The organism is Streptomyces sp. NPDC047014 (assembly GCF_040644195.1).
Classification (GTDB): domain Bacteria; phylum Actinomycetota; class Actinomycetes; order Streptomycetales; family Streptomycetaceae; genus Streptomyces.
Genome location: NZ_JBEYVX010000033.1, coordinates 54,230 through 67,273 on the forward strand (window position 1 = coordinate 54,230; position 13,044 = coordinate 67,273).

13 protein-coding genes are annotated in these 13,044 nt (G+C 72.3%); 6 read left to right on the forward strand and 7 right to left on the reverse strand.

The annotated features are described in order from the left end of the window. Window positions 1-33: 33 nt before the first annotated feature. Entirely contained in the window at window positions 34-798 is a 765-nt protein-coding gene (locus ABZ873_RS19475) for an LDL receptor domain-containing protein (RefSeq protein WP_360873206.1), read from the reverse strand. Between the two features lie 212 nt (window positions 799-1,010). Here ABZ873_RS19475 and ABZ873_RS19480 point away from each other — a divergent pair, with 212 nt between their 5' ends. Continuing rightward, entirely contained in the window at window positions 1,011-1,274 is a 264-nt protein-coding gene (locus ABZ873_RS19480; RefSeq protein WP_360873209.1) for a hypothetical protein, read from the forward strand. Between the two features lie 63 nt (window positions 1,275-1,337). Here the strand turns inward: ABZ873_RS19480 and ABZ873_RS19485 are convergent, their stop codons facing one another. Continuing rightward, the gene (locus ABZ873_RS19485; protein WP_360873212.1) at window positions 1,338-2,561 is read right to left on the reverse strand and encodes an alpha/beta fold hydrolase; all 1,224 of its coding nucleotides are present in this window, start codon (window positions 2,559-2,561) and stop codon (window positions 1,338-1,340) included. A gap of 104 nt (window positions 2,562-2,665) precedes the next feature. Between ABZ873_RS19485 and ABZ873_RS19490 the strand changes: the two genes are divergently transcribed. Further along, window positions 2,666-3,274, forward strand: a complete 609-nt coding sequence (locus ABZ873_RS19490) for a TetR-like C-terminal domain-containing protein (RefSeq protein ID WP_360873215.1) — start codon at window positions 2,666-2,668, stop codon at window positions 3,272-3,274. 209 nt (window positions 3,275-3,483) lie between these two features. Then, window positions 3,484-5,958 carry an NPP1 family protein gene (locus tag ABZ873_RS19495; RefSeq protein ID WP_360873218.1) on the forward strand — a complete coding sequence of 825 codons (2,475 nt, stop codon included), beginning with the start codon at window positions 3,484-3,486 and terminating at the stop codon, window positions 5,956-5,958. 129 nt (window positions 5,959-6,087) lie between these two features. Here ABZ873_RS19495 and ABZ873_RS19500 read toward each other — a convergent pair whose 3' ends face one another. Continuing rightward, entirely contained in the window at window positions 6,088-6,735 is a 648-nt protein-coding gene (locus ABZ873_RS19500) for a GPP34 family phosphoprotein (protein ID WP_360873221.1), read from the reverse strand. 187 nt (window positions 6,736-6,922) lie between these two features. On the opposite strand from ABZ873_RS19500, the gene ABZ873_RS19505 reads away from it, so the two are divergent. Then, window positions 6,923-8,128, forward strand: a complete 1,206-nt coding sequence (locus ABZ873_RS19505; RefSeq protein WP_360873224.1) for a sensor histidine kinase — start codon at window positions 6,923-6,925, stop codon at window positions 8,126-8,128. A gap of 35 nt (window positions 8,129-8,163) precedes the next feature. After that, window positions 8,164-8,853, forward strand: a complete 690-nt coding sequence (locus tag ABZ873_RS19510) for a response regulator transcription factor (RefSeq protein WP_360873226.1) — start codon at window positions 8,164-8,166, stop codon at window positions 8,851-8,853. Window positions 8,854-8,939: 86 nt separating this feature from the next. Here the strand turns inward: ABZ873_RS19510 and ABZ873_RS19515 are convergent, their stop codons facing one another. Then, window positions 8,940-9,320: a peptidoglycan-binding domain-containing protein gene (locus ABZ873_RS19515; protein WP_360873229.1), complete on the reverse strand. Its 381-nt coding sequence runs from the start codon at window positions 9,318-9,320 to the stop codon at window positions 8,940-8,942. A 390-nt stretch (window positions 9,321-9,710) separates the two neighbouring features. On the opposite strand from ABZ873_RS19515, the gene ABZ873_RS19520 reads away from it, so the two are divergent. Next, a complete protein-coding gene (locus ABZ873_RS19520; RefSeq protein WP_360873232.1) occupies window positions 9,711-11,414 on the forward strand; it encodes a CocE/NonD family hydrolase in 1,704 nt (567 codons plus the stop codon). On the opposite strand, the gene ABZ873_RS19525 is transcribed toward ABZ873_RS19520, so the two are convergent. From ABZ873_RS19525 to ABZ873_RS19535, 3 genes are all read right to left on the reverse strand, one after another. Further along, on the reverse strand, window positions 11,395-11,913 hold the full coding sequence (locus ABZ873_RS19525; protein WP_360873235.1) for a cupin domain-containing protein: 519 nt from the start codon (window positions 11,911-11,913) through the stop codon (window positions 11,395-11,397). The genes ABZ873_RS19520 and ABZ873_RS19525 overlap by 20 nt on opposite strands. A gap of 156 nt (window positions 11,914-12,069) precedes the next feature. Continuing rightward, window positions 12,070-12,399, reverse strand: coding sequence for an STAS domain-containing protein (locus ABZ873_RS19530; protein WP_360873238.1), 330 nt, complete (start codon window positions 12,397-12,399; stop codon window positions 12,070-12,072). Window positions 12,400-12,508: 109 nt separating this feature from the next. Next, window positions 12,509-12,859 carry an ATP-binding protein gene (locus ABZ873_RS19535; protein WP_360873241.1) on the reverse strand — a complete coding sequence of 117 codons (351 nt, stop codon included), beginning with the start codon at window positions 12,857-12,859 and terminating at the stop codon, window positions 12,509-12,511. Window positions 12,860-13,044: the final 185 nt, after the last annotated feature.

Here is a 13,044-nt window from a genome sequence, read left to right on the forward strand (position 1 = left end):
GATCGCGGGATTCAGCCGTGCGGGCGGGCCTGCTCAGTGCGCGGGACAGGGCACGCCGGCGGTCGGGCCGCAGATGCCCTCGTCGCTGCCGTCGAGGCAGTCCGGCTTCCCGTCGCACACCAGGGAGGCGTCGATGCAGCTGCTGTCGCCGCACGCGACGAAGCCCTCCGGGCACGTAGGCTCATCCGGCGGGGCGAGGGGGCCGCAGGTGGCCGAGCCGATGACGAGGTCCGCGGAGCCGTCCAGTGCGCGTGCGTGCAGGGCGTTGACGGTCAGGGCGCCCTGGGCGGTCGACTGCTCGTTGAGCGTCAGTTCGAGCGTGGGCGCGGTGGCGGGGTACCGGATCACGGTGTTGGGGACCGGCTTCGCGGGCAGCTCGGTGGTCCCCACCGAAGCCCCGGTGAGCGTGGTGACGCCCTGCGTTCCCGAGTCCCGCTGGGCGCGGCAGGTGACGGACACCTGCTCGGCGGCGATGCGCCCGATCACCGCGTAGACACTGACGTCGTCGACGCTTGCCTCGGCGCGCTCCATGTCGCTGTCGGAGGAGACGGTGGCGGAGGCGGCCCCGGTGCCGATGCGGTTCGGCCCTCGCCCGATGCCGATTCCCGCGGTCGAGGCGCTGGGGCGGGTACTGGTCGCCAGCGGGGTCGGTTGCACCTGGAGAGCCGCCAGCCGGCCGCCGACACCGTAGGCGCGAAGGGTTTCAGGCACTGCGGTGCCCGCCTCCTGCGCCGCGGCGGCCGGCAGAGCGAGGCCGAAGCTCGCGGTCAGGGCCAGCGCCAGTACGCGGACGCGCATCTACGTTCCTCACGTCGGTCGGCACACGGGGGCGCGGGCAGTCTCCCCCGCCACCGAAGGCCGCTACCGAAGAACCACCGGATGGCAGCGCCGACGACCGGGGCGGCCTCGGGGCATTGCGCCATCGGGCCCAACCCGACGTGCCCTGTCCCCCGGCCTCGCTTCGGCTTGGGGAGAGCGTCTTTCCGACAACAGGAAAACCGGAGGATTGAATGCGCACCACCATCCGCGGGGTCGTCCTCGCCGCAGGCACCCTGCTCGCCCTCTCCGGCTTGGTCACGACCGCGGCCGCCGAGCCCCTGGCGCCCTGTACCCCCGCCAGCCAGCCGACGGCTCGCGGGGTCTGCCTCCCCGTCAGCAGCCTGGCGGGCCTGGGCATGCTCTTCTCCAAGTCACGCGACTGCGCCTCGAACGAGTTCTGTGTCTTCCCGCCCCTGCCCCGCAGTGCGGCGACCCCCGTCCTGCGCAACGACTGAGCCGGCAGGGCGGGGGTGCCGGTGCCCCGCCCTGCCCCGGCTCGGGCGGGGTGCGTGGCCCGGTCAGGACGTGGTCGCGAAGGTGTTGTCGAGCCAGTCGTAGATGCGGGCGCCCGCGAGGCGGATGGCGCCGGGGTGGCAGTGGGCGCCGGCGCCTTCCTCGGCGGTGAAGAGCATGAGGGTCTTCGGGCAGGTGAGGCGTTCGTAGAGCTGCTCGGGCTGGCCCTTGAAGAACTCGTCCTCCTCGGCGTCGCAGACGAGGGTGGGGCACTGGATCCGTTCCGCGATGCCGCCGGCGAGGGTGTAGTCGAGGTAGGAGGCCGTGAAGGCGCGGGGGGTGTCGACGCCCATGACGTACATGCCGTGGTTGAGCGCCCAGCGGGCGATCGGGTCCTTGGCCATGATCTGGTCGAGGGCGGCGTCGATCTCCGGGGCGGATTCCGCCCGCAGGAGGCGTTCGGCTTCCTCGCGGGTGCCGGGGATGTTGCGTACGGAGGTCTCGCCGAGGTCGTAGAGGCCGTCGACGGCTATCAGCGCGGCGAGCCGGTGCTCGAACGCGGCGGCCCGGGGGGCGAGTACGCCGCCCATGCTGAGCGCGAACAGTCCGATGCGGCTGTTGTCGACCTCCGGGATGGTCTCCGCGAAGTCGATCACCGGGGTGATGACGTTCTCCCAGTCGGGGCGGAAGACCAGGCCCTGGTGGTGGCGCGGGCCGGGCATGCCGGGGCCGTCGAAGACGAGCACGGTGTAGCCACGTTCGACACCCGCCAGCGCGCCGAAGAAGTGCATCTCCTCCGCGGTGCCGTCGAAGCCGTTGTGCATGATCAGCGTCGGGCGGGGCGTCCCCGAGTCGTCGGCCCGGTAGAGGTAGCCGGGCAGCGTGGTGTTCTCGTAGGGAATCTGGACCGGCTCGATGCGCGGGGTGGTGTAGAGGGCGGCGGCGGCCTTGAAGCACTCCACGGAGCGGTCGTAGGCGTGGTCGTGGCGCGGGTCGCACTCCTTGCCGTGCAGGAAGAACTCCGCCGACCGGTAGTAGTTCGAGGCGCGCAGGAACCCGTCGCGGGCGCTGACGCGGTGGCCGTCCGCGAGGGCCTTCTCGGCCTGCGCGGCCACCCGGCCGGCGGTGGCGAACCACTCGGTGTACCAGCTGTCGTAGTCGCCCTCGGTGATGCGCTCGGCGGTGGAGACGACCTCGCCGAAGTCGGCGCCGCCGTAGGCGATGTGGCTCATCGAGCGCAGGGTCTCGTACCAGAACTGGGTGTTGTTCGGGAACAGCAGCTGCTTCATGGCGGTCTCCTCCAGCCAGAACTTGAAGCACAGATTTGTGCTTGCGAGATGGACTGTAGGGCACGGCGCGGCCGGAAGCAAATATGTGTGCTTATGATGGTGGCGTGACTCAGAAGCAACCGTCCGCACGTATCCGAAGGAGCCCCGAGCAGGTCCGCGCGGCCGTCCACCAAGCGGTCATCGACCTGCTCTCGGCCCCGGAGGGCGAGGACCTCACCATCCCGGCGATCGCGGGGCGGGCCGGCGTCAACCACACCAGCGTCTACCGGCGCTGGGGCGGCCTCGACGCGCTGCTGGCCGACACGGTCACCACCCGCCTCGAACGCAACTCACCGCTCAAGGACACCGGCAGCCTGCGCGGCGACCTCATGGCCTGGGCCGAAGCCAGCGTCGCGAGCATGCACACGCCCGAAGGGCGGGCCCTCGTACGCGCGGTCGTCCTGTCCATGCCGAGCAGCAACCAGGCGCGGCCCGAGCGCGCCGAGCACTTCCGGCGCCGCATGCGCTCCATAGAGCAGATCCGCGAGCGGGCCGTGGGCCGGGGCGAGACCCCGCCGCCCCTGGAGGAGATCCTCGACCAGCTGATCGCACCCTTCTACATCCGGGCGATCTTCGGCATCGACCTGCCGGCCAGCGGCTACCCGGAACTCCTCGTGGACCGGCTCCTCGGCAGCGGCAGCAGCGGTAGCAGCGGCGGAACGGATTCCGCCTGAGGGGGGGCCGGGCCCCGGGGCGGGGGATCGCCGGACCGGACAGGACAGGAGTGGACAGGCGGCCACTCCTGTCCGGCCTGTTTTGTGGACACCGGTGCGCGTGAGCCTGTGCGTCCCGGAGGACTGCGGGCCGCACGGGCGGCACCGGCCTCCCCACAGAGAGAGTTGGCATGCACCTATCAGCATGGGCGACGCCGCCGGTCGCCGCCGTGAACAGAGCGGGACCCGCGCACCGCGGCCGGGGCGCAGGGCTCGGCGCCGCCGCGCTCGCCGTCCTCCTCCTGCTGGCCCTCGTCGTACTCCCGGCCCCGCCCGCGGCGGCAGCCGTTCCCGACCCGCCGCGCGCCCTGCCGCAGAGCGCCACCGCGGCGGACCTCAAGTGGCAGCCGGCCGTCGACTACGACACCGACAGCTGCTACAACGTCCCGGCCATCGGGCCCGACGGCCGGATCTCCGAAGGTCTCGGCCACGACAACACCACCGGCGCCGCCGACTGCCGCGACCGGTCGGACCTGGACAACACCAACACCTACTCCCGCCAGCGCTGCAACTCCGGCTGGTGCGTGTACCTCTACGACTACTACTTCGAGAAGGACGTCGCCGTCGAGAACGTCGCTGACGCCTTCGGGCACGTCCACGACTGGGAGCACATCGCGGTCTGGGTCCGCGGCGGCAAGGCGGAGTACGTCGGCGCTTCCGCGCACGGCGGGTACAAGGTCATGGCCGCCGACAAGGTCCGCTGGGAGGGGAACCACCCGAAGATCGTCTACCACAAGGACGGCGGCTCCACTCACGCGTTCCGCTTCGCGACGGCGGGCGACGAGCCGCCGGAGAACCACTCCGGCCAGTGGCGGCGCTCGCCCCTCGTGTCGTACAACGGCTTCCCGGGCGGCCTGCGCGACGACCTGTTCGAGCACGACTTCGGCAAGGCCACCATCGGCATCATGGACTCGCAGTTCGCGGCGAACATCAAGGGCTCGATCTCCGCGCCGGGGACCGAGTGCACGACGACCGTCGAGGGCACCCTCGTCTGCGTCGAGGTACCGGTCCCGCTGATCTCGTTCGACTGGGACCGCGACGAGGGCTCGCCCGGGGTCCCGCCCGAGCCGGACGAGCCGGATCAGCCCGGCGGGGAGCCCGGCGGCACCCCCGGCCCCAAGGGCGCGCACCTGCGGGTGATGCCGCTCGGGGACTCGATCACGTACGGGGTGGGCAGCTCGACCAAGTCCAGTTACCGGGTCGACCTGTTCAAGGCGCTCAAGGCGCACACCGATGACGTGAGCTTCGTCGGCTCACAGCATTCGGGGAGCCTGCCCGACGACGCCCACGAGGGCTACCCGGGGCGCCGCATCGACCAGGTGGCCTCCATCGCCCACTGCACGGTCGCGCAGACGAAGCCGAACGTGGTGACCCTGCACATCGGCACCAACGACATGAACCAGAGCCACGACCTCGCGAACGCGCCCAAGCGGCTGGGCGCCCTGATCGACCAGGTGCTCGCGGACTCCCCCGGCGCGACGGTCCTCGTCGCCACGCTGATCCCTTCCGTCAAGGCGGGCATGCAGCCGAAGATCGACGCCTTCAACGCGGCGCTGCCGGGTGTCGTGGCCCAGCGGTCCGGGCAGGGCAAGCACGTCATGCTCGTCGGTATGGGCGCGGTCACCCCGTCCGACCTGGCGGAGACCTCGCACCCGAACGACGTGGGCTACCGGAAGATGGCCAAGGCGTTCTTCGGTGCGATCACCACCGCCCACCAGCGCGGATGGATCCGTACCCCGGCCGACGGCGAGGGCGACCCGCGGGCCTGCGGGGTGGACGCCCCCGGTGACCTGGGCAAGGGCTGGAAGCCTATGGGCGTCATCGCACCCGGGATGAGCGGCCCGGCGGGCCGGGTCGACCTGGTGCAGCTCAACGGCGACCACCGGGCCGACTACGTGAAGATCTTCCCGGACGGTTCGGTGCGCGCCGCGCTGAACACCCTGGGGGCGGACGGCCGGATCCACTGGGTGGACCAGGGCATCATCGCCCCCGGCGTGGGGCAGCCCGGGGACTCCGTGCGCTTCGCCGACATGAACGGCGACGGGCTGGACGACTACCTGATCCTGGGCGCCAAGGGCTCCGTATGGTCGTTCCTCAACAGGCCGGGCAGCGACGGGAAGATCCACTGGGAGGCGCAGGGGCGGGTGTTCCCCTACCACCACGCGACGAAGAAGCCGGGTGACGAGAGCGGGATCAGCCTCGGCTGGACCCGCGAGGACGTGCGCCTGGAGGACGTCAACGGCGACGGGCTGGACGACTACCTGGTCGTGGGCCCGGCGGGCTCCATGGACGCCCATGTCCGTGTGCCGAACACCATGACCTGGAACAAGATCGACACCTTCGCCGCCGGCACCAGGGCCGGGCCGCGTTCCCGGATGCGGCTGGGCGACATCGACGGCGACCGGAAGGCGGACTACCTGGTCGTCGGCAGGACCGGAGCCGTGCACGCCTACGTGAACCACATGACGGGCATGTCCGACGGCAACTGGACCGAGCACAAGTACTTCGCGAAGGAGTCGTTCTACCCGGACACGGTCGTGGCCTTCCGTGATGTCACCGGCGACCAACGGGCGGACTATCTCGTCATCCAGGGCGATCGCGTCATGGCCTGGGAGAACCAGGGAGGCGACAACCTCAGCCGCTGACCCATGGAGCGCCCGCCGCCCCCACCGCCCCTGCCGGGGTGCGGGGGCGGCGGGCATCCCGGCATGAGGCGTCGGGCGTCGGGCGGCCCGGGACGGCCGTCCGACGCCGCCGCCGCTACACGCGGCAGCTCACGGGACGCGCCAGACATTGGCGAAGGCGGCATTCTCGATGGACCGCCGCTGGCGCACGGCCGCGAGTTCCGTCACGGCGTCCTCGACGACGGCCAGCACGGTCGTCACCGCCTCGTCCGGAAGGCCGGGCTCCACCCGGTCCCCCGCCTCGGCGCCGGTCTCGCCCCCGGCTCCGGCATCGCCCTCGGCGCCCCCGATGCCCACGGCAGAACCGAGGGCGGCGAGGACGGGCTCGCCCTCCTCCCACCGCCCCTGCGCCCGCCGCCGTACCGGAGTGTCGGCCGGCTCCAGCCGGTCGTTGCCGAAGGGCAGCAGCCCGCGGCGCCCCCGCGTCAGCTGGCCGGCCTCCTCCAAGGCCGTCTGGTACGTCGCCGAGAGGTCCTGGCCGCGGCGCCACAGCCAGTCCTCGACCCGCTCGTACGGCGCCTGGCGCTTGAGCAGCTCCGCCGCCTCGGCCAGGAGGGGGTCGTGCGGCTCGGTCGCAAGCCCCGGCACGATGCGGTCGCCGTCCAGCGCCGCGGCCTCCGCGCCGAGGAGGTCGATCAGCTCGGCGCCCGCGAGCGCCAGCGACAGGTCCCCCTGCCCGACGGGGTGGTCCTGCTCCTGCTCCATGACGATGATGAACAGGTCCTTCGCCGTGCTCATGAATGCTCCCCATCGAGGTCGGCGGAAGGCGGCTCGGCACACCGCCTTCCCGTAGTAGCACCAACGCCGGCCACGGCGTCCGCGTTCCCCGACACGCCCGATCCCCCCTTCCCGTACGCCGGTATCACCCGTCGGAGTCAACCCACGGTTGGACGACGCCTCGGGCGGGCGCCTCTACCCTTCGGGGATGCAGGTAGGCAGAGGGCGGATACGTGTCGACCCGCTGGTGATCGACAGCGCGCTCGGGTGCGTCATGGCCGTCGTGACCGTCGTGTACGGGCTGCAGGGCTACACCGCCCTGTACCAGGGCGAGGGCTGGCCGCCCTTCGGCCTGTTCGCCATCGTCCTCAGCCTCGCGGCGAACCTTCCGCTGGCACTCCGGGGACGGGCGCCCTGGGTGGCGTTCGGAATCTCCTGCGGTGCTCTGGTGGTCTACACGGCGGCCGGTTTCCAGCCGTCGACGAACCTGTGGGCGCCGCTGCTGGCCTGCTACACGGTGATCGTACGCAGCCCCGCGCACCGCGCGGCATGGGCGGCGGCGGCGACCGCGGTGGCATGGCTAGCGGCCGGCCTGCGAGCGCATCTGTCGGTGGAGCTGTCCGTGGCCCAGGCCGTGCTCGGGGTCGGCGTCGTCTGGGTGTGGGCCGCGGGCAGCCGCCGCCTGACGCGGCGCAATATCCAACTCGCCGAGCTGACATTGCAGTTGCAGCGCGAGCAGGAGCTCCGGGCCCAGCACGCGATCGCGCGGGAGCGGCTGCGTATCGCCCGCGAGCTCCATGACGTCGTCGCCCACCACCTGTCCGCGCTCGCGGTGCAGGCGGGCCTGGCGGAGTACGTGTTCGCGTCCGACCCGGCGGCCGCCCGGCAGGCGGTGGTGTCCGTCGGGTCGAGCAGTCGGCAGGCGCTGGAGGAGATGCGCGGCCTGCTCGGCGTACTGCGCACCGGTACGGAGAGCCCCGAGGAGGACGGCCTGTACCGGTCCGCGCCCGGCCTGGCGGCACTGGACGATCTGGTGCGGCGGACCCGGGCCTCCGGCCTGGAGGTCACCTGGGCGGTTTCGGGCCACCGGCGGCCCCTGCCCTCGGGGGTGGACCTGTGCGCGTACCGCATCGTCCAGGAGGCGCTGACGAACGCGGTGAAGCACGCCGGCCGCGGCGCCCGGGTCTCCCTCACCCTCGGCTTCGCATCCGATCGGCTCACATGTGACGTAATCAGCCAGGGTGGTACGGCGCCGGTGGCCGAATTGCCGTCGAGCGGGCTCGGGTTGCTCGGCATGCGCGAACGGGTGAGACTCTACGGCGGGTCGCTGCGGGCCGGACCGAGAGCCGAGGGGGGCTTCGAGGTCGTCTTCACCATCCCGCTGGCCCCGCTCGACGCAGCCGGGGGCGCGTGACACCTCCCCCGCACACACGGGGGGAGAGGGCGGCGATGACACGGCTGCTGATCGTGGACGACCAGGCGCTGATCCGGGCCGGGCTGGCGGCGCTGGCCGCGGCGGCGCCCGGCCTGGAGGTCGTGGGGCAGGCGGCAACGGGCGAGGAGGCGGTCGAACTCGCGGCGGAACTGCGGCCGGACGTCGTCCTCATGGACATCCGCCTGCCGGGGATGAGCGGCATCACCGCCCTCCAGCACATCCTGGACCGGGCGCCTCTGCCGAAGCCGAAGATCGTCATGCTCACGGTCTTCGACCTGGACGAGTACGTGTACGCGGCCCTACGCGCCGGCGCCAGCGGGTTCCTGCTCAAGGACACGCCCCCCGAGCGGCTGCTGGCCGCCGTGGCCCTGATCGCCGAGGGCGAGATGCTGTTCGCTCCCACCGTCACCCGCAGGCTCGTCGAGACCTTCGCCCACCAGCCGGAGGCGCGGCGTGCGCAGCCCGACAGCCTCACCGAACTGACGGAACGCGAGACGGACGTCCTGCATCTCGTCGGGCAGGGCCTCGCCAACGAGCAGATCGCCCAGCGCCTGGTGGTGAGCATCGCCACCGTCAAGACGCACCTGAACCGCATCATGTCCAAGCTCGGCCTGCAGAGCCGGGCCCAGGCCGTGGTCGTCGCGTACGAGAGCGGCTTGCTGTCGCCGGGCGAGGCGGGGGCGCAGCGGCCGTCTGCCGGGTAGCCGGGATGCCGGCCCGCCAGGGGCGGGCCGGCACGTCAGAGCCGCACGCGGTCGCTCACGCGTGCCGGACCAGCCGGCCGCTGTGACTAGCCGCGCAGCTTGCGCCAGGTGTTGGGGCCGACCTTGCCGTCGACGGCGAGGCCCCGGCTGCGCTGGAACGCCTTCACCGCGTCCTCCGTGGCCTTGCCGAAGTCGCCGTCGACCCCGGTCGCACCGATGTTGAAGCCCCAGACGTCCCGCAGGAGGCACTGCACCTCGCGCACCTTGTTGCCGCGGTCGCCCCGGTCGGTGTACGGCGTGCCGCTCTCGTAGCCGCAGTACCAGCTGGCGGCCTTCGCCGTGGCCGCCGTGGCGGTGGCCCCCGCTCCCGCCGGGGCGGCCGAGGCGACTCCGGCCGTACCCATCAGGAGGGCGGCGGCCAGGGCGCCGCCCGACAGCAGTACGGCGGACTTCTTGGTGGTGATCATCTTTCTCCCCTTCACGACAGGACATGACATGACATGACAGGTCACCGGGACCGGCCGAGTCGAGCGCGCCCCTTGGGGGCGCGGGCCGGGATGTTCCCCCTGGTGTTGCGGTGCCGCCCCGTCCCGGTTTCCGGGGGCGACAGACAGAAAGCTATGCGGGCGACCGGTGTCCGCTCGTCGCCCGACGGGTTGATCCCCGGCCTCCACCCCGCAGCCCAGTCCCACCCCCTGTGCAACCACGGACCGAGCCCGGCCCCGTGCCCCGTACAACCAGGACCGCAGCCGGATCCGGCCAGGTGAGGCGGTCCCGAGTTGCCGACGTCGGCGCCCCTTGCCATCGTTTTTTGTGAGTGTCAGATCATGGGCTCGGGGGGTATGGGAGCCGGTCCTATGAGCAGCAGCCGTGAAGACGAAGCCGGGTACGACAGGCCGTGGAGCCGGCCGGGGCGGGGGCGGTACGCGCTGACGCGCCTCTCCGGGATGCTGCGGCCGAATATCTCCGTGTACCGGCCGGAGCCGGGCCGGGTGCGCGTGGAGCACGACCGTCCCGTTGTCACCCGGGACGGCACGGTGCTGCGGGTCAATGTGTACCGGCCGCCCGGCGACACCCCCGTGCCGGTGATCCTCTTCGCGCACCCGTACGGGAAGGACGACCTCCCCCGGTTCAGCGCCTCGGGCCGCCCCAGGCTGTCGTTCCGCTACCGGATCATGCGCCAGCCCGGGCCCATGGTCTTCTCCTCGCTCACCACCTGGGAGGGGCCCGACCCGGTCTGGTGGGCCGGGCAGGGCTACGCGGTGGTGAACTGCGACCTGCGGGGCGCGGGCACCTCCGACGGCGTCGGGTCGCTGCTGTCGGCGCAGGAGGGCGAGGACGTCCACGACCTGATCGAGTGGGCCGGGGCGCAGCCGTGGAGCAGCGGGGCCGTCGGGATGCTCGGGGTGTCGTACCTGGCGCTCACCCAGTGGCGGGCGGCGTCCACCCGGCCGCCGTCGCTGAGGGCGATCGCGCCGTGGGAGGGGTTCACCAACGCCTACCGGGGCCTCGCACGCCCCGGCGGGGTGGCGGAGAACGGATTCCTCAGGCTCTGGGACCTCGGCCTGAAAAAGGTCCGCCAGACGTACTCCTTCCGGCAGGAGAGCGCCCGCCGCCCGGTGATCGACTCCTGGTACCGGTCCCTGGACCCCGACCTGTCCGCGATCGAGGTGCCCGCGCTCGTCTGCGGCAGCTTCTCCGACAACAACCTCCACAGCCGCGGGTCGTTCGCCGGATTCGAGGGCATCGCCTCCGCGGAGCGGCACCTGTACACCCACCGCGGCGGCAAGTGGGCCGTCTTCTACGACCAGGAGGCGCGCGCGGCACAACTGCTCTTCTTCGAGCGCCACTTGAAGGGGCGGGAGGTGCCGTCGCTGCCCCGGGTCCGGCTGGAGGTGCGGGACCGCGCCGACCATGTGGTGGAGGTGCGGGAGGAGGAGACCTGGCCGCTGGAGCGCACCCGGTGGACCCCCGCGTATCTCACGGCCGGCGGCCTCGCCGCCGAACCGCCGACCGCCGCCGGATCCCTCACCTTCGACGTCCGCCGGGGCGGCGCCCGCTTCGGCTGGACGGTCACGGAGGACACGGAGCTCACGGGGCCCATGGCGCTGCGGCTGTACGTCGCGCCGCAGGACACCGAGGACCTGGATCTCGTCGTGGGTGTCGAGAAGTGGAGCGGGGGCCGTTTCGTCCCCTTCGAGGGCTCCTACGGATACGGCCGCGACCGCGTCGCCACCGGGTGGCAGAACCTCGCACTGCGGGCGCTCGACCCCGACCTGACGCGGCCCTTCGCGCCCGTACCGGCGTGCCTGGAGCGCGAACCGGTCCCGCCCGGGGAGGTGGTGCCCGTGGACATCGCGCTCGGCGCCTCCTCGACCCTGTTCCGCGCGGGTGAACAGCTCCGCCTGGTGGTCGCCGGCCGCTGGCTGTCCCCGCGCAACCCGCTGACGGGCCAGTTCCCCGCCTCGTACAAGACCCGCACCCGAGGACGCTGCACCGTGCACTGGGGCCCGGACCGCCCCGCCCGCCTCCTGCTGCCGGTCATCCCGCCGAAGGCGTAGGGGGCTCGTTCACCATGCGCGTCGCGGCGTCCGCACCGCCTTCGGGCAGCGCGACGAACACGCAGTCCCAGCGGGATCCCAATTCCCGCAGCGCCGCCGTGGACGGGTTTCCGCCGGTCGCGGCGTTCAAGGCGGCCATCTCCGCGAAGAAGCCGTCCAGGGCGGGTGAGGTGATGAAGAGGAAGCGGCACTCGACCGGCCCGGTGTTGTAGGGGCGGTGCACGGCGCCCCGGGGCACCACCGCGTACTCCCCCGCGCGCAGCGTCATCGTTCGCCCGTCCACATCGAGGCTCAGCTCGCCCGCCAGCACCCGGAACGCCTCCTCATGGTGCTCGTGCACATGCGGGGGCGGGCCCGGGGCGCCCGCGGCGTGCGAGTACTCGATCAGTGAGTACGCCCCGCCGGTCGCGGAGCCGCCGATCTTCACCGTCATCGGAGCACCGGTCGGGCCGGGGAACTGCCGCCCCTGCCCCGCCGCGATCACCACTGGATCACTCATGGCGCACCACCCTCGCCTCCGCGTGGCCGTTCTGCCGCCCAGTCCATCATCCTCCGACGGGCGGGGGGATGCCTTCGCGCCGCTCCTCGCCGCCCAGGGCCGACGGGCGGCGTGGCCCGCCCCGGACACGGCCCGCACACGGAGCCGGCTACTCGGCTACAGGGCGCGTGCCGCCTCGGCGCTCTCGGCGAGCGTGAAGATCTCGCGGGTCGCTGTCAGGTCGAGGACGCGGGTCAGCTGGGTGGGCAGGGGGCCGGCCAGGACCAGGCGGTCACTCGCGCGGACCCGGAGCATCAGGTTGAGCATGGAGGAGTCGGCGAAGGTCAGCGCGGTGACGTCCAGCACGATCCGCCGTACCCGGGGGTCTTCGACGGCCGTCGTACAGGCCGATGCCAGGGGAGCGAGGTTGTCCTGGTCGAATTCGCCCGCGCAGACGATGAGGCGGACGCCGTCCTCGTCGGGGAGCACCTGGACCTGCTGCTGCATCTCTACTCCCTGACCCGGCCGGCGGCCCTGTGCCGCCGATCCGGTCAACCTACCCGTTGCAGCGTCGCGGCCGCCCCGGCGGGGGTGCCGCAGGCGTCGGCGCGGAGGGTCACAGCGCGAGGTGGGCGGTGATCGTCTTGCCGCCGGGGCCGGTGCGGATCTGGGTGTGTCCGGCGAGGCGGTTGACCAGCATCCAGCCGAAGCCGCCCGGTACATGGGCGGGGCTGCCCGGGGAGTGCGGGTGTGCGCGGGAGGCGTCGGAGACCTCGATGACCACGCGGTCCGCCTCCAGCCGGATGCTGAATCCGGTCACACCGCCCGCGTGACGCAGGGCGTTGGAGACGAGTTCCGAGACGATGGTCAGCGCGTCGTCGACCACGCCTTGAGGGAGGTAGGCCAGCGTCTTGCGGGTTATGTCGCGGGCTTCCTCGCCTCGCAGTGCGGCCCTCGGTTCGGACACTGTCTGTCACTGCCTTCCTCGGCGCGCCGATCGCCCGGTGGATCACCGGGCGGGGGAAGGATATGGCAGCGGGCCGGGGGCGGCGGCCCGGCCGTAGCGTTCCAGCAGGCGGGTGTTGGCCTGGACGTTGAGGGCGAAGCCGCCGCTGACGGAGAGGTAGGCGTCCTGGGTGCGTACGCCGGCCA